Genomic DNA, 15,694 nt, shown 5'->3' with positions numbered 1-15,694 from the left:
CCGAGACCTCCCTTGCTGGGTCAACCCACCAGATCTGGGGTTGGCCCACCGGATCTACGGTTGGCCCACCAAGTTCCGGTGGGCCAACCCCCTCCTTGCTGGGTCAACCCACCAGATCTACGGTTGGCCCACCGAATTCCGATGGGCCAGCCCTCTCCTTGCTGGGTCAACCCACCAGATTTGGGGTTGGCCCACCGAATTCCGGTGGGCCAACCCCCTCCTTGCTGGGTTGACCCACCGGATGCGGCGAGCCGGGCGGAGACGTCAGCCGGTCGGGTTCTCGTCGGCGTAGATCTGGGCCGCGTTGGCCTTGTCGATCAGCCGGGTCGGCAGGGTCTGGGTCTTGTCGATGGTGCCGCAGTCCACCAGGATCTTCTTCGCCGCGGCGATCGCTTCCTTGCCGTTGGTCGGGTACGTGAAGGTGGCCGTCAGCCGGCCCTGCTCCACCGCCTTGATCCCGCCGGACGGGATCGGCAGCGCGTCGATCCCGATGAACTTCATCTCCTTCTCCCGGCCGACCGCCTTCGCGGCCAGGTACGCGCCCTCGGCCATCGGGTCGTTGTGGGCGTAGACCACGTCGATCTTCGGGTTCGCCTTGAGCAGCGCGTCCATCTGCGCCTGGCCCTTCTCCCGCAGCCAGTCACCGCTCGCGGTCGCGACGATCTTGATCTTCGGGTTCGCCTTGATCCCGGCGGCGAAGCCCTGGTTCCGCTCGGCCTGCGGGGTGGCGCCGGCCAGGCCCTTGAGCTCGACCACGGTGCCGCCGTCCGGCAGCACCTTCTCGGCGACGTACTTGCCGGCCTCGGTGCCGATCTGCACGTTGTCGCCACCGATGAAGCCGGTGTACGCGTCGCCCTCGACCTTGCGGTCCAGCACGATCACCGGGATGCCCTTGTCGTAGGCCTTCTTCACCACCGCGGTCAGCGGCTTGGCCTCGTTCGGGCTGATGATCAGCAGGTCGATCTGCTGGGTGATGTAGTTCTCCACGTCCGCGACCTGCTTGGCGTTGTCCTGCGCGGCGTCGGCGAACTTCACCTCGAACTGCGGCACCTCCTCGGCGGCCGTCTTGATGTCGTCGTCCATCCGCTGCCGGTACGGCTCGGCCACGTTGGCCTGGCTCATCCCGATCACGTACTTGCCGTCGGCCCCCTTGCACTCCTTGGAGCTCTGCGCCTGCGGACCGTCGGCGGTACGTTCGCTGGTGGTTCCGCAGCCGGCCAGCACCAGGGCGGTCACGGCCGCGACGGCCAGTGACAACTTGTGGATCTTCATCAGGGATGAACCTTCCTCACGAGGCGGGCCGGAGCCGTTGCAGCGCGGCCGCGGCAACGATCACCAGACCCTTGATCAGGAGCTGGATGTTGGAGTCGATGTTGTTCAGGGCAAGGATGTTGTTGAGGACGCCGAGCAGCAGCGCGCCCGCGATCGTCCCGGCGACGGACCCGCGGCCGCCGGCCAGGCTGGTGCCGCCGATCACGACGGCCGCGATCGCGTCCAGCTCGTACCCGATGCCGTCGTTCGGGCTGCCCTGGTTCAGCTGGACCGCGTGCACGATGCCGGCCAGCGAGGCGAGCAGCCCGCAGATCGCGAACACGGCGATCTTGACCCGGATCACCGGCACCCCGGACAGCCGCGCCGCCTTCTCGTTGCCGCCGACCGCGTACAGGTGCCGGGAGAACGCGCTGATCCGCAGGAACACCACGGCCGCGATCGCCACCACCGCGAAGATCAGTACCGGGATCGGGACCAGGCCGCCGAATGTCCGCTCACCGAGGATCGCGAACGACTCCGGTGCCTCGTTCGGCCCGTCGCCGTACGCGATCGCGACGCCCTGCCCGTCGGACCAGATCCGGGCCAGACCTCTGGCTATCTGTAATCCGGCCAGCGTGACGATGAAGGACTGGATCCCGATCATCGCGGTCGCCATCCCCTGCAACGCGCCGAAGACGAGACCGATCGCGAGGACGAGGACGACCGACGGCAGGAAGCCCCAGTCGCTCTCCACCATCAGCACCGCCGAACCGACCGCGGCCAGCCCGAGCACCGCGCCGACGGACAGGTCGATCCCGCCGATCAGGATCACGAACGTCATCCCGACCGCGATGATGCCGATCTCGGACACGGCGCGGACCACGTTGGCCAGGTTGTCCGCGGACAGGAAGAGGATCTCGCCGTTGCGCCGGGGCGAGAAGATGATCGCCGCGACGAACACCGCGAGCAGCCCGAACACACTCTGGAACCGGAACAGCGTCGCGACCACCCCGCCGGACGCCTTCTCGACCGGCGTCGCGGTGGCGGTGGCCTGGCCTTTTACGTCGGTCACTGCGGGCCTCCGGCTTCTTCGAACACAGCGCTCTCTCCCATCGCGGCGGCGAGCAGGTCGCCCTCGCCCGAATCGGCGGTACTGAACGACGCCACGTCCCGCCCGTCGCGGAGTACGACGACGCGGTCGCACACCCCGATCAGCTCGGGCAGTTCGGACGAGGCGAGCAGGACCCCGATGCCTTGGCCGGCCAGCTCGCCGAGCAGCCGGTAGATCTCCGCCTTCGCCCCGATGTCGACACCCCGGGTCGGCTCGTCGAGCAACAGCAGCTTCGGCTCGGTCAGCAGCATCCGGCCGAACACGACCTTCTGCTGGTTCCCGCCAGACAACGTGCCGACCTCGTCCTGCAACCGGCCGAACTTCAGCCGGAGCCGATCCGCCATCCGGACCGACGCCGACCGCTCCATCCGCCGCGCGATCACCCCGAGCCGCCCGTACGCCGGGAGGCTGGACACCACCGTGTTCGCGAGGATCGAGTGGAACAACACCAACCCGGACGTCCGCCGGTCCTCGGGCACGAACCCGATCCCGCGAGCCAGCGCCTGCCGCGGGGTGCGCGGACGAATCTCCTGGCCCTGCAAGACGATCCGACCGGACCGGGCCCCCGCGGGCGCCACGCCGTACAGGGTCTCGAGCAGTTCGGTCCGGCCGGCGCCGAGCAACCCGGCCAAGCCGACGATCTCGCCCGCTCGCACGGTCAACGAGATGCCTTCGGGATCGCGGCGGCCAGGCCGGGGACGCCGCGGGCGGACGACCAGGTCCTCCACCCGGAGCAGCTCGTCCCCGGTCGCGGAGTCGGGTGTGGTGAACATCGTCTGCACGGGCCGCCCGACCATCGCCTCGACCACCTCGGCGGTACTGAGCTTGCGCGGGTCGAAGCTGCTGACGATCTGGCCGTTGCGGAGCACCGTCGCCCGGTCCGCGACCTGGGCGATCTCCTCCATCCGGTGACTGATGTAGACGATGCCTACCCCGGCCCGGCGGAGTTCGCGGATCACCACGAACAGCCGCTCGACCTCGGACGTGGTGAGCGCCGAGGTGGGTTCGTCCATGATCAGCACCCGGGCGTCGAGCGAGATCGCCTTCGCGATGGTGACGAGCTGCTGCTCCCCGACCCGGAGCTCGCCGACCGGGCGGCGCGGATCCAGGTCGACACCACTGCGCTCGAGCAGGGCGCGCGCCTCGCGATCCATCCGGCGGCGGTCGACGGTACGCCACGGGGTCCGCAGTTCGCGGCCGAGGAAGATGTTGTCGGCGACGGACAACCCGGGTACCAGGTCGAGCTCCTGGTGGATCATCGCGATCCCGGCCGCCTGCGCATCGGTCGGACCACCGAAGCCGACCGGCTGGTCGTTGATCCGGATCTCGCCGTCGTAGTCGGTGACGTCCCCGGACAGGATCTTCATCAGCGTGCTCTTGCCGGCGCCGTTCTCGCCCAGCAACGCGTGCACCTCGCCCGCGCCAAGCGCGAAGTCGACCTCCCGGCACGCCTGCACCCCGCCGTACCGCTTGCCGATCCGGGTCATCCGGACCAACGCGGCGACCTCGGCCATGACACCTCCGCGAGCGGGTGAGTAATCGATTTCCCGGACGCTAGACCTGAGCTCACCGAAGCGTCAACCCCTCACCCCCGACGCAAGGGAAATCGATATCTAGTCAACCCCTCACCCCGAAGCCCACCACCCGCACGCTAAGCGCCTCATTCACCTGACCCCACCCCTTCGACCACCACGAAAACCCCACCCCTCACCCGCATGCTCTCTCGGCGAGCTCGCCCAGAGCCCGCCACACCACACCAGCCCCCAACAACCCTCCACTGAGCCTGGCCGCCGCGCCGACCTTGAGCACCAACCAGCCACGCACCTGCGCTGTTGGCCAACTTTGTGCACCAACCAGCCACCTCGCGCGTAGCTGGCCGACCTTGAGCACCAACCAGCCACGCACCTGCGCTGGTGGCCGACCTTGTGCACCAACCAGCCACCTCACCGCGCAGCTGGGCGACCTTGAGCTCCAACTGGCCACCGCCGAAGCAGCCGGACGACCGGTGCGTACACAAAGTCGGCCGCCGACACGCCCGCGGTGGGTGAAGGCGCGGAGGTGAGATGTGCGCGGACGTGGGAGGAGGCGCGACGGCGGGAGAGGTGCGACGGGGGGGAAAGGTGCGGCGGCGGGAGAAGGTGCGGCGGCGGGCGAGGCGGAGGCGGGAGAAGGTGCGGCGGGTACCGGTCTGCGCCGGGGCGCGTCGATCACGGTGACGGCGGCGGGTGGCGAGCGCGGTTGCCGCCAGCCCAATGGCGGCTTGTCTCGCCGCTGGCGGGTTATGTCACCGCAGGGCGGGTTGCAACCCGTCAGCCGTCAAACAACCCGCCATCGACCAGGCTCGCCGCCGACGTTGAGCACCAGCCAGCCACCTCGCCGCGCAGTTGGCCGACTTCGTGCACTGACCAGCCGTCAACGACGCAGCTGGACGACCGATGCGTGCACAAAGTCGGCCGGTGACTCGTCCGCCGGGCGGAGGTGGGTGGCAGGAGGCGTGGTGGGCACGACGGGTGGCGTACACGGTTGGCGCCCGCCCGCTGGCGGGTTGTTTCGCCGTTGACGGGTTATGTCACCGCAGGGCGGGTTGCAACCCGTCAGCCGTCAAACAACCCGCCATCGAGCTGGCTCGCCACCGACTTTGAGCACCAGTCAGCCACGCAGTCGGGGACCGGGCCGACCTTGAGCACCGACCAGCCACGCAAACCCCGTGCTTCACTGACCTTGAGCACAAATCAGCCACCTCGCCGCGCAGTTGGCCGACCTTGTGCACCAACTGGCCGCCGCAGACACGGCTGGACGGCCGGGGCGTGCACAAAGTTGGCCGGGAGCGATCGGGGCGTGCGCAAGGTCGGCCGGGAGCACGTGAGCCGCGGCCGGGGCGTGCACAAAGTCGGCCCGGAGTACGCGAGCCGCAGCCGCGGCGCGCACAAAGTCGGCCCGGAGTACGTGGGCCGCGGCCGGGGCGTGCACAAAGTCGGGCGGCGGTAGAAGCGGCCGGGGGTGCGGGCAGTGCTTGGGCGCCGGCCAGCGGGCTTGCCCCGCGGCAGCGCGACCGGGGCGCGTGCGGGTGTGGGCGTGGGTGGGTGTGGGCGTGGGTGGGTCAGGGGTGGTCGGTCAGCCAGGTTCGGACTGTTTGGTTGTGTTCGCCCAGTTTGGGTGGGGGGAGGTTCTTGCGGCGGGCTCCGGCGTGGGGGTTTTCGTCGAAGCGGAGGGGTGGGCCGGGGAGATTGATGGGGCCCAGGGTCGGGTGGTCGACCTCGATGAGCAGGCCTTGGGACTTGGTCTGCTCCCAGTCGTACACCTGCTGGAAGTCGCGGACCTTGCCGGCCGGGATCCCCGCGTCCGCCAGCCTCCGCAGCCACAGATCCGCGGATTCCGACGCGAAGGCCGCCTCGATCGCGGCGGTCAGCTGGTCGCGGTGGGCGACGCGGTCCGCGTTGGTGGCGAAGCGTTCGTCGGTGGGGTCCAGGCCGACGATCGGGGCGAACGTCTTCCACTGGCCCTCGCTGCCGACCGCGACCTGGACGGTGTCGTCCTGGGTGCGGAACAGCCCGTACGGCGCGATCTGCGCGTGGTGGTTGCCGACTCGCTCGGGCAGCTCCCCCGCCACGGTCCACTTGGTGCCGTGGAACGCGTGGACGCCGACGACCGACGCGAGCAGGCTGGTCCGGACCACGCGGCCCTTGCCGGTGACGGAGCGCTCGTGCAACGCGGCCAGGGCGCCGTACGCCCCGTACATGCCGGCCAGCAGGTCGGCGATGGGGACGCCGGTCTTGGTGGGTTCGACGGCGCCGGTGATGCTCATCAGCCCGCCTTCGCCCTGCGCGATCTGGTCGTACCCCGCGCGCCCGCCCTCCGGTCCGTCGTGCCCGAAGCCGGTGATCGAGAGGATCACCAGGCCCGGGTTGAGTTCGTGCAGCCGCTCGACCGAGAAGCCGAGCCGGTCGAGGACGCCGGGCCGGAAGTTCTCGATCAGTACGTCGGCCCGGCGGACCAGCTGGGTGAGGAACTCGCGGCCCTCGTCGGACTTGAGGTCGGCGGTGACGGATTCCTTGTTCCGGTTGGCGGAGAGGAAGTACGTCGACTCGCGGTCCTCGTCCGGACCCACGAACGGCGGTCCCCAGCCGCGACTGTCGTCACCACCGGCCGGGGTCTCGACCTTGATCACGCGTGCGCCGAGATCGCCCAGCATCATCGCGGCGTGCGGCCCCGCGAGCGCCCGGGTCAGGTCCACGACGACGAGGTCCGACAGTAGGTTCTGCACCCCGCCAACCCTAGGCCGATCCCGCCGTGACGACAGTGACGCGCCCCTCACCCCCGCTGCCGCGATCCACCCGCTGACGGTCAGGCTCGGACGAAGGCAACCGGACCGGCGGGCGGCGCCTCGGACCGATCAGGCGAGGGCTTTGCGGGCCAGGGAGGCGAGGCGGTGGGTGACGTCGCGGGGGCGTTCCTGCATGAGCATGTGGCCGGCGCCCGGGTACATCCAGAGGCGGGCGGACGGGGCCAGGTGGGCGAGGCGGTTCGCGTGCCGGGGGCCGAGGAGGCGGTCGCGGGTGCCGTGCATGATCTCGACCGGGATGCTGTCGAGGACCTTCAGGGCGTCGCCGCGGTCGTGGTGCGTGATCGCGTCGAAGAACCCGCTGAACGAGCGTCCCGGGGTGAGCGCCAGGTCCTCCATGAAGATGTCCACCTCGTCCGGATCCACCCGCTTGCCGAAGACCAGCTGACGCAACGCGGGCCGCCGTACGCCCGTCGACGCCGCCTGTAACCACGCCGTACCCCGCGCAGGTCCGGCGGCCGCCTCTGCAAGTGCCTCAGCCCGTACGGCGTCCGCGGCGCGCCGGTGTTCGCGACGTTCCAGCCGCGCCCCGGCCAGGTTGACCGCCCGCGGTGCGACGAGGGCGGCGGCACCGTCCAAGCGCGCCGGGAGCCCGAGAGCCCGCGACGTCACCTGACCGGCCGTCGTACTGACCAGGGCCGCGCCGGCGATCCGCGAGCCGAACAGGTCCGGCCGTTGATCGGCGAGGGCCATCAACGTCATCCCGCCCATCGAGTGCCCGGCGTACACGACCGGACCCGACGGGACCACCTCGTCCAGCACGGTGACCAGGTCGTCGGCCAGTTGCTCGATCCGTGTGGTCCCGGCCGGCGCCGCCTCGGACCGCCCGTGACCGCGATGGTCGTACGTGACGACACGGACCCGGGACTCGCCGAGAATCGACGGGAGCGTCTCCACCTGGTTGTGCCAACTGCGGTTCGAACAGGTCCAGCCGTGGGAGAGCAGGACCGTGACGGGCGCGTCCGCCGGCCCGGTGGTCTCGACGTGCAGCCGTACGCCGTCGGTGGTGGTGACGCCGGTCCGTTCGGCGTGCAGCGTCATAGCTTCCCCAGTTCGTCGGTGAGTTCGCCCAGTCCGCCTCGGCGCCGCTGCTGGTTCGTCCGCAACCGGATCACGCGGTCGGTCAGCGCCGGCAGGTGCCGGGCCAGCGCGACCGCGACCCCGGTGCCGCGGGTCGAGGCCCGGTTGCGCGGTGGTTTCGCGGATTCGGCCACCTTCACGATTGTGCCAACGACTTGCTCCACCGTCTCGGCGGGCACGAACATCCCGAGGTCGACCCCGCGGGCCAGCGACGCGTCGTGGATCGGCGTCCGGACGAACCCGGGGTAGATCACGCTCACGTCGAGGTGCCGGCCGTTCTCGATCCGCAGCGCGTCGGCGTACGTGTCGATCGCGCGCTTGGAGACCAGGTACGACGCGGCGAGCGGCAGCGTCACGTAGGCGAGGGCCGAGGACACGAAGATCACCCGGCCCCGGGACGCGCGCACTGCGGTCAACGCGGCCGCGGTCACACCCCAACCGGCGAACAGGTTCACCTCGACCACCTTGCGGGCGACCGAATCCGGCGCGTCCCCGGCCAGGGCCGGTACGCCGATGCCCGCGTTGTTGATCAGCAGGTCCAGTCCGCCGAGCCGGTCGATCGCCTCACCGACCGCGGCCGGGATCCGGTCCGGCCGGGTCAGGTCGCACTCGATCACGTCATCGCTCTTCTGCAGGTCGATCCCGACGACGGTCGCGCCGCGGAGCCGCAGGGCCTCGGCCGTCGCCGTACCGAACGCGCCCGCGGCCCCCGTGATCAGGACGCGTTTGCCGGTGAGCTCCCACGGCAAGGGACGACGGACAAAGCCTGCCCGGCCGGTCACGCGGTCTCCCGTTCACGCTTGGTCGCCTCGGCCGCGAGGTGGGCGGCCCGTTGCCGGCCACCGCGGGCGCCTCGGCCGACGAGCCACGCGATCCCGAGGATCTCCAGCGAGCCGACGACCGCGAGCAGGGCGTACCCGCCGTTCCACATCCAGCGCGGGACGTCGGTCCGCTCCTCCCGCCGCAGAACCTGCTGCTCGTTGATGAACTCGACCGCCTTGCCGTCGGACACCTGGATCGCGGGCTGCTCGATCGCGAGGTCCTCGGGCGCGTAGACCCAGGCCGACACCATGTCCCGCCGGCCCTGGTGCAGCCGGACCATCGACTTCCACTTGCCGTACATCGGCAACGCGTCCGCCGACCGGTACGTGCCCTCGGCAACCTTCTCCATCGAGTGCGTGACGAATCCGCCACCCTGCCAGGCCATCGCCTCGAACCAGCGCGCGCCCTCGGCCGCGTCGGCGGGATCCAGCTCGACCGTCACGTACGCGGTCGGCTCGGACCCGGTCGCGACCCGGTCGAGCGAGACCGTCGCGGTCACACCGGGCTCGGCCGACCGCGGTACGCAGAAGAAGATGATCCCGAGCACGACGATCAGGCCGGCCGCGCCGAGCTGGTGGGTCCGCCGGACGGTCGGCCTGGCCCGGACCTCGCCCGCGACCTCGGCGTACCGGGTCGCCAGCCAGGCGCCGACCAGGCCGGCCCCGAGCCCGACGAAGACGCCGAACCCGAGCGCCGACGGCAGCATCGACGCGGGCCAGCGGATCGGCATCCAGACCTGGCTCCAGCCGTACTCCGCGAGCAGGCCGACGGTGCCGATCAGGACCCCTGCGACGGCACCGAGGCGAAAGCGGTTCTTGTTGCCCAGGGCAAGCGCCACCAGCTCGACCAGGATCGCCTCGACGAGCAGCAGCGGGAAGTGGCCGAGCAACTCGCCGAGCGGCTGGTCCACCGCCCAGGCGATCCCGCCGCGGATCACCAAATACACGGCGAGCGCGGCGAAGGTACTCCCCCGGCCCATCCGCGAGCGCAGCAAGGTGAACGCCATCGCCGCGCCGAACACGATCAGCAGCGGCTGCAGGATCAACGGGAACTGCGGCACGCCGTAGTTGAACTCGGTGCTGAACAGGTCCCACGCGATCAGCAACGCGCCGACGGCCACGATCTCCTGGAACCGGCGCCGCTTGTTCGTCCCGACCAGTTGCTCGACCTCGGCCGAAGCGAGCAGCCGGGCGAAGATCGACAGCACCACGCCGCCGATCATCAGCAGGTGGGTCGGGCCCCAGAGCGTGACGTCCTCACCGAACAACCGGTGCCAGACGTCGTCCAGCGGGAACCCGACCAGCGCGAACGTACCGCAGAAGGTGACCAGCGCGGCGCTGCACGGAATCCGCCAGCCCTTGGTCAGCTTGATCGTCCGGGCCGGCAGCGGTTTCCCGGCCAGTGCGATCGGCAACACGCCCGAGATGATCACGCCGAGAATGCCGAAGAAGATCGGGTAGTGCGCGGGCGTCCCGAACGGGCCGGTGTCGCGGCCGCGGCCGATGTGCACCGCGATGTCCCACCACACCCCGAACGCGCAGGACAGCAGCGAGACCGCGTGCAGGTACGGCGTCAGGGCGGCCCAGCGGGGTACGCCGTCGAACCGGCCGACCGCGTCCGCGAGCCTGCCGACCAAGGTCACCCGGCCGGTCCGTTCGCGCCAGAGCAGCACGGCGAGCGCGACGTACATCAGGCCGACCAGCCCGGTGACGATCGCGATCTGGTCGAACGTCGCGGTCCCGGTCGATGCCGCCAGCGGCACGGTCATGGGAATCTCCCTCGGATGCGGGGGACACAACACTAGGTATGCGCCATGCCTGATGTTACATACGATATGTAACGTGGAGTCTGGAAGACTGTCAAGGGTGGGAGCACGGACATCGCCCGCCGAGGGCCCCGAGGAACTGACCGTCGACCAGCTCGCCGCCAAGGTGGGCATGACGGTGCGCAACGTGCGCGCGTACGCCGGGCGTGGGCTGATCCCGCCGCCCCGGCTGGTCGGCCGGACCGGGTACTACGGCGCCGACCACGTCGCCCGGCTCACGTTGGTCCGCGAGCTGCTCGGCAAGGGGTACACGCTGGCCGCGGTCGAGCGGATGCTGACCGAGCTCCCCGACGGCGCGCTCGCGCTGGGCGTGTTCGAGACCCTGGTGACCCCGTGGACCCCGGCCGAGCCCGAGGTGATCGACGAGCACCAGCTGGCCGAGCGGGCCGGGATCCCGCACGACCCGGCGACGATCGAGAAGCTGATCGAGCTCGGGATCTGCGAACGCCTCGACGACGGCAAGCTGCGGATCCCGAACCCGGACCTGCTCCGGACCGGACTCGAGGTGATCAAGCTCGGTGTCCCGCTGGACGCGATCTTCGAGATGCTGCCGAAGCTGTTCCACCAGGCCGACGAGGTCGCGAAGATCTACGTGGAGCTGTTCCGCGGCACGGTCTGGCGCCGGTTCGCCGACGCGGGGCTGCCGGCCGACGGCTGGCCCGAGGTCCAGCGCACCCTGGAGAACATCATCCCGCTGGCCGGCCAGGCCCTGGTCGCCGCGTTCCGGGAGGCGATGGGCCGCGAGATCGAGATCGCCGCCTACGAGGAACTCGGCCTGCCGCCGGACGAACTCCCCTCCACCGGCTGACTTCGGCCACGGTCGCGCGAGAGTCAGATCGCGCGCAGCGTCCGGTCCGGGATCAGCTGGTCGAGGGCGCGCTGGGACGCGGCGTCGGCGGCGCGGTAGACGATCAGCCGCTGGAAGGTGTCACCGAGCGGCGTGAGCACGTCGTACTCGATCGTCACCGGACCGACGACCGGGTGGTTCACCCGCTTCAGCCCGTTGCCCTTCACCATCACGTCGTGCCGCTCCCACCAGGCGGCGAACTCGGTGCTCTCCGCCGTCAGCGCCCGGACCAGGTCCGCGAGCTCCGAGTCGTCCGCGTGCGCGGCCCAGGCGGCGCGCAGATCCGCGATGCCCTCCCGGATCACCTGTTCGCGGTCCACGTAGAAGTCGCCGAAGGCGGGCTCCATCGTGCACAGCCACATCGTGTTCCGCTTCTCCGCGGGCACGCCGGCGAAGTCGAGCATCAGCGCGGCCATCTCCGGATTCCACGCGCAGATGTCGAACCGGTGGTTCACCAGCATCGCGGGCAACGGCGACATCGCCCGGACCAGCGCGGCCAGCGAATCCGCGTCACCACCCGCGGCCCGGCGGACCGAGGACCACTGCCGGGTCAGGTCGAAGACGTACGCGTGCTCGTCGTCGGTGAGCCGCAAGGCCCGGGACAACGCGCCCAGCACCTCCGCCGAAGGCCGCAACCCCCGAGCCTGCTCGAGCCGGATCACGTAGTCGACCGAGACGCCGGCCAGCTCCGCGACCTCCTCGCGCCGCAACCCCGGCGTCCGCCTGGTCCGGCCGCGGTCCGGCAGGTCCACCTCGGCAGGCGTCAGCCGCTCCCGGCGGGTCCGCAGGAAGACGGCCAGCTCGTGCGCGACGTCCATCCCCCGAGTCTACGAACCACCGGCGTCACCCGACGCGGGGCCGACGTCGGGCGTGACCCGGCCTCAGCCTTCGGACTGGCCGGTCTTCCAGTAGCCGCCGAAGTAGTGCGGCGCGCTCTCCCAGCCGAGCTCCTTGGTGAGGTACCGGCGGATCTCGCGCACCACCCCGGCCTCGCCGGCCACCCACGCGTACGGCGTACCGGCGGGGAGCTCCACCTTGCGGACCGCCTCGGCGAGGTCATCGGCGACCACCCAGACCACGTCCAGCTCGGCCGCGGTACCGAACTCGCGGATGTCGCCGGGCTCGCGGACCTGGACCACGACGCGGGCGTCGGTCCCCGCGGGCAGGTTCTCGACGATCGAGGTCAGCGCGGGCAGCGCGGTCTCGTCGGCGACGAGCAGCTGCCAGTCGGGCCCGTCCGGACGGTACTGCAGGGCCTTCGGCTCGTCGCTCGGCTCGGGTCCGACGATGCCGAGTTTGCTGCCTGGCTTGGCGGATCGTGCCCACGCGGACGCCGGCCCGGTGTCGCCGTGCAGGGCGAACTCGACGTCGATCACCTCGCCCTGCTGGGCGCGGATCGTGAAGGTCCGCATCACCGGCCGGACGTCGTCGGGCATCTCCCGGTACGCGCCGTACCAGTTGTCCGCGGGCGGCAGCACCGGCTCGTCCTGGCCCGGGCGCGCCAGCAGGATCTTGATCCGCTGGTCGTACCCACCGGTCTCCAGGCCGGAGCAGCCGGCCAGGCTCACCGTCACGAACGACGGACTCAGGGACCGGACGGCGACCACGGTCCCCATCACCACCGCGGTCACCGGCACACCACCGGTACGGACAGGACGGCGTCTGCTGCACTCGGTTGCCTCACGTTACTTAGGCTAACCTAACTTGATCGCCACCGTCCTCCCCGCCGACCGGAGAGTGGGAGAGCCGGTCCCAGGAAGAGGTCTCCCTTTTGCCCGTCCACGCGGTCGCCGAAGCTGTCGGAAGCCAACGATCGAAGGAGAAAGCTGACGTGGCATCACTGGACACCTACCGCCTGCTCGGCCGGTCCGGGCTGCGGGTCTCACCGCTCTCGCTGGGCACGATGACCTTCGGGTCCGACTGGGGCTGGGGTGCGGACAAGGACGAGGCCGGGCGGATCTTCGACACCTACCTGGACCGGGGCGGGAACTTCGTCGACACCGCGAACCAGTACACGAACGGGACGTCGGAGGAGTTCGTCGGGCAGTTCGCTTGCGGCCGGCGCGACGAGCTGGTGATCGCGACGAAGTACACGATGACCAGCCGGCCGAAGGACCCGAACTCGGGCGGCAACCACCGCAAGAGCATGGTCGGTTCGGTCGAGGCCAGCCTGCGCCGGCTGCAGACCGACTACCTCGATCTGCTCTACCTGCACGCCTGGGACTTCACCACGCCGGTCGAGGAGATCCTCCGCGCGATGGACGACCTGGTCTCCGCCGGGAAGGTCCTGTACGTCGGGATCTCGGACGCGCCGGCCTGGCAGATCGCGCGGATGCAGGCGATCGCCGACCTGCGCGGCTGGTCCCCGCTGATCGCGCTGCAGATCGAGTACAGCCTGGTCGAACGGACCGTCGAGCGCGAGCTGATCCCGATGGCCCGTGAACTCGGTCTCGGCGTGCTGCCGTGGTCGCCGCTGGCGTCCGGCGTGCTGGCCGGGAAGTACACGACGGCCGACCTGGACCACGGCGGCGGCGAGGCGTCCGCGGCGGGCACCCGGAAGAACGTTGCCGCAGCCAACGGTTCGCTGACCGCGCGGGCCCTGTCGATCGCCGACGTCGTGAAGAAGGTTGCTGAGCGCAACGGAAAGACGCCGTCCCAGGTGGCGATCGCCTGGACGCTGCGGAACCCGGCGGTGACCTCGCCGATCCTCGGGGTCCGGACGCTGGGTCAGCTCGAGGACAACCTGGGCGCCCTGGACGTCGAGTTCGGCGAGCAGGACGTCGCGGAACTCGAGGAGGCGAGCCGGATCGAGCTGGGCTTCCCGCACGACTTCCTGAACCAGCCGCTGACCCAGAGCGTCACCCGCGGCGACGTCCGGCTCGAACGGGTGCCGGTCCCGCGTTGATCCCGGGCTGCTCCTGATCCGGCAGGTGATCCTGCGCTGAGACCGTCGGGAGGTCGCCGAGTTCGGCGTCCCAGTCGTCGTCCTCGTCCGTGGTCGCCGCCTCGTTGCGGCGGGCGATCCGGACGAAGGCGGCGATCAGCAGGAGCGGGCCGAGGAACATCGCCAGCTCGGGGATGCCGCCCATGTGGAGGACGATCATGAGGCCGTCACCAACGCGATCCCGCCGGCCGTGAACGCGACCATCGCGGCCAGCATCGGGTACTGCGCCCGGCGCAGCTGCCGGCGCCGGAACAGACCGGCGGCGCGATCATGCGCGGACACCACCCCGAGGACGTGTCCGAGCACGATCGCGCCGATCTGAACGGTTGCGATCAGCCCGGTACCCAGGAACGCGTAGTCGATGCGCGTTCCCGCCGTCCCGAGCAGATCCCAGCCGCGGCTGAAGGGGTCCGTCGCCAGCAGGACACCGGCCTGACCCTGGAACATCGCGAACGAGAAGTAGTGCGCCACCGCGTACCCGATCGCGATCGGCACCAGCGAGTGCGCGAACGCCCCGGGCAGACCCGCCGCCTCGATCGCACCCGGCCGGACCCGCGCCGCCCCGGTCGCACGCGCGGCGACCACGAACAGCGCGGACACCACGGCCACCGCGACGAGAAGGCCGAGGGTGTGCGCGACGACGTGTTGCCCCGGACCGAGCTGGCCGGTGCGATCCGTCCAGACCGACCACCGCGAGATGCCGTCGAACGCGGTCGACCCGAGCAGCAGACAGAGCACCGCGACCAGGCCCGGCTCCTGCGGCATCGTCGCGAGACCGGCGAGCGGGTTCCGGAGCACCAGGCGCCCCTCGGACCGGCCGATCGGGCTCAGCCGCGCCAGCGTCTCGGCGTACACCTCGAAGCTGTCGCCGATCGCGAACCAGCGCGGCCCGTAGACGATGCCGGCGGCAACGTTCACCACGGCGTACCCGGTCAGGGCGAGCGCGACGACGCGCGGCTCGGACCCGTGCGGATACGCGAGCTCGAGCCAGAGGAACCCGAACAACCCGGCGACGGCCGGCCAGTACGCGATCCCGCCGGGCAACGGCCGGTACGCCGAGCGCGGGACGAAAGCGGCGAGGGTTCGCAGCGGGTTGACGATCCGCCAGACCGGTCCGAGGAGCAGCGAGATCGGGATGATGCCGACCCAGATCCACACGTACAGCCAGGTGGGCGCCGGGTTCTCGGCCGGCGACTCGCTGCCGAACCACGCGGCTCCCAGGAGCAGCGCGAACGCGCCGAGACCGAGGAGTCGAAGGGTCCACCTGGTCGCCGGGGCGTCGACGAAGACGGTCAGCCGGCGCAACGGCGGACCGGAGAACCGCTCGAACTTCGGCCGCGCCCAGAACGCGGCCAGCGCGAAGAACGAAACCGCGACCGCCGCGGCCGCGGAGTACACGGCGAGCCACAACGGCACGGGCAGGTCACCACGCCCACCGATCCCGTGCAGCGCGATCATCAGCCGCGGCCCCT

The 15,694-nt window shown here is 70.6% G+C and carries 13 protein-coding genes; 2 read left to right on the top strand and 11 right to left on the bottom strand.

The annotated features are described in order from the left end of the window. Positions 1 to 264: 264 nt before the first annotated feature. The 7 genes from FB561_RS17120 to FB561_RS17085 form a co-directional block, all read right to left on the bottom strand. Entirely contained in the window at positions 265 to 1,272 is a 1,008-nt protein-coding gene (locus tag FB561_RS17120; RefSeq protein ID WP_145807836.1) for a substrate-binding domain-containing protein, read from the bottom strand. 16 nt (positions 1,273 to 1,288) lie between these two features. Then, positions 1,289 to 2,323 (bottom strand): ABC transporter permease, encoded by a 1,035-nt coding sequence (locus FB561_RS17115; protein ID WP_145807834.1) that lies wholly within the window; start codon positions 2,321 to 2,323, stop codon positions 1,289 to 1,291. Next, a complete protein-coding gene (locus FB561_RS17110; protein WP_145807832.1) occupies positions 2,320 to 3,876 on the bottom strand; it encodes a sugar ABC transporter ATP-binding protein in 1,557 nt (518 codons plus the stop codon). Before FB561_RS17110 ends, FB561_RS17115 begins: the two co-directional genes overlap by 4 nt. A 1,586-nt stretch (positions 3,877 to 5,462) precedes the next feature. Then, a complete protein-coding gene (locus FB561_RS17100) occupies positions 5,463 to 6,626 on the bottom strand; it encodes a CaiB/BaiF CoA transferase family protein (protein WP_145807830.1) in 1,164 nt (387 codons plus the stop codon). A gap of 129 nt (positions 6,627 to 6,755) precedes the next feature. Continuing rightward, positions 6,756 to 7,745 (bottom strand): alpha/beta fold hydrolase, encoded by a 990-nt coding sequence (locus tag FB561_RS17095; protein WP_238334867.1) that lies wholly within the window; start codon positions 7,743 to 7,745, stop codon positions 6,756 to 6,758. Further along, a complete protein-coding gene (locus FB561_RS17090; protein ID WP_145807828.1) occupies positions 7,742 to 8,566 on the bottom strand; it encodes an SDR family NAD(P)-dependent oxidoreductase in 825 nt (274 codons plus the stop codon). Before FB561_RS17090 ends, FB561_RS17095 begins: the two co-directional genes overlap by 4 nt. Then, positions 8,563 to 10,374 (bottom strand): hypothetical protein, encoded by a 1,812-nt coding sequence (locus FB561_RS17085; protein WP_145807825.1) that lies wholly within the window; start codon positions 10,372 to 10,374, stop codon positions 8,563 to 8,565. Before FB561_RS17085 ends, FB561_RS17090 begins: the two co-directional genes overlap by 4 nt. 97 nt (positions 10,375 to 10,471) lie before the next feature. Between FB561_RS17085 and FB561_RS17080 the strand changes: the two genes are divergently transcribed. Beyond that, on the top strand, positions 10,472 to 11,239 hold the full coding sequence (locus FB561_RS17080; protein WP_145807824.1) for a MerR family transcriptional regulator: 768 nt from the start codon (positions 10,472 to 10,474) through the stop codon (positions 11,237 to 11,239). A gap of 23 nt (positions 11,240 to 11,262) precedes the next feature. On the opposite strand, the gene FB561_RS17075 is transcribed toward FB561_RS17080, so the two are convergent. Both FB561_RS17075 and FB561_RS17070 read right to left on the bottom strand, forming a co-directional pair. Further along, positions 11,263 to 12,096, bottom strand: a complete 834-nt coding sequence (locus tag FB561_RS17075) for a helix-turn-helix transcriptional regulator (RefSeq protein ID WP_145807822.1) — start codon at positions 12,094 to 12,096, stop codon at positions 11,263 to 11,265. Positions 12,097 to 12,159: 63 nt separating this feature from the next. After that, on the bottom strand, positions 12,160 to 12,909 hold the full coding sequence (locus FB561_RS17070) for a siderophore-interacting protein (protein ID WP_145807820.1): 750 nt from the start codon (positions 12,907 to 12,909) through the stop codon (positions 12,160 to 12,162). A 200-nt stretch (positions 12,910 to 13,109) separates the two neighbouring features. Between FB561_RS17070 and FB561_RS17065 the strand changes: the two genes are divergently transcribed. Continuing rightward, positions 13,110 to 14,183, top strand: a complete 1,074-nt coding sequence (locus tag FB561_RS17065; protein WP_238334866.1) for an aldo/keto reductase — start codon at positions 13,110 to 13,112, stop codon at positions 14,181 to 14,183. Here the strand turns inward: FB561_RS17065 and FB561_RS17060 are convergent. Further along, entirely contained in the window at positions 14,137 to 14,382 is a 246-nt protein-coding gene (locus tag FB561_RS17060) for a hypothetical protein (RefSeq protein ID WP_145807818.1), read from the bottom strand. The two genes, FB561_RS17065 and FB561_RS17060, sit on opposite strands and share 47 nt — an antisense overlap. Further along, positions 14,379 to 15,680 (bottom strand): hypothetical protein, encoded by a 1,302-nt coding sequence (locus FB561_RS17055; protein ID WP_145807816.1) that lies wholly within the window; start codon positions 15,678 to 15,680, stop codon positions 14,379 to 14,381. The genes FB561_RS17060 and FB561_RS17055 overlap by 4 nt, the downstream gene beginning before the upstream one ends. Positions 15,681 to 15,694: the final 14 nt, after the last annotated feature.

It is taken from the genome of Kribbella amoyensis (assembly GCF_007828865.1).
In the GTDB taxonomy this organism is placed as follows: domain Bacteria; phylum Actinomycetota; class Actinomycetes; order Propionibacteriales; family Kribbellaceae; genus Kribbella; species Kribbella amoyensis.
This window is presented reverse-complemented; position numbering and strand designations above follow the sequence as displayed.

Excerpts from the sequence above, each read along its gene's own strand:
- FB561_RS17120 (WP_145807836.1), bottom strand. The coding sequence starts at position 1,272 with ATGAAGATCCACAAGTTGTCACTGGCCGTCGCGGCCGTGACCGCCCTG.
- FB561_RS17110 (WP_145807832.1), bottom strand. The coding sequence starts at position 3,876 with ATGGCCGAGGTCGCCGCGTTGGTCCGGATGACCCGGATCGGCAAGCGG.
- FB561_RS17095 (WP_238334867.1), bottom strand. The coding sequence starts at position 7,745 with ATGACGCTGCACGCCGAACGGACCGGCGTCACCACCACCGACGGCGTA.
- FB561_RS17085 (WP_145807825.1), bottom strand. The coding sequence starts at position 10,374 with ATGACCGTGCCGCTGGCGGCATCGACCGGGACCGCGACGTTCGACCAG.
- FB561_RS17075 (WP_145807822.1), bottom strand. The coding sequence starts at position 12,096 with ATGGACGTCGCGCACGAGCTGGCCGTCTTCCTGCGGACCCGCCGGGAG.
- FB561_RS17060 (WP_145807818.1), bottom strand. The coding sequence starts at position 14,382 with ATGATCGTCCTCCACATGGGCGGCATCCCCGAGCTGGCGATGTTCCTC.
- FB561_RS17055 (WP_145807816.1), bottom strand. The coding sequence starts at position 15,680 with ATGATCGCGCTGCACGGGATCGGTGGGCGTGGTGACCTGCCCGTGCCG.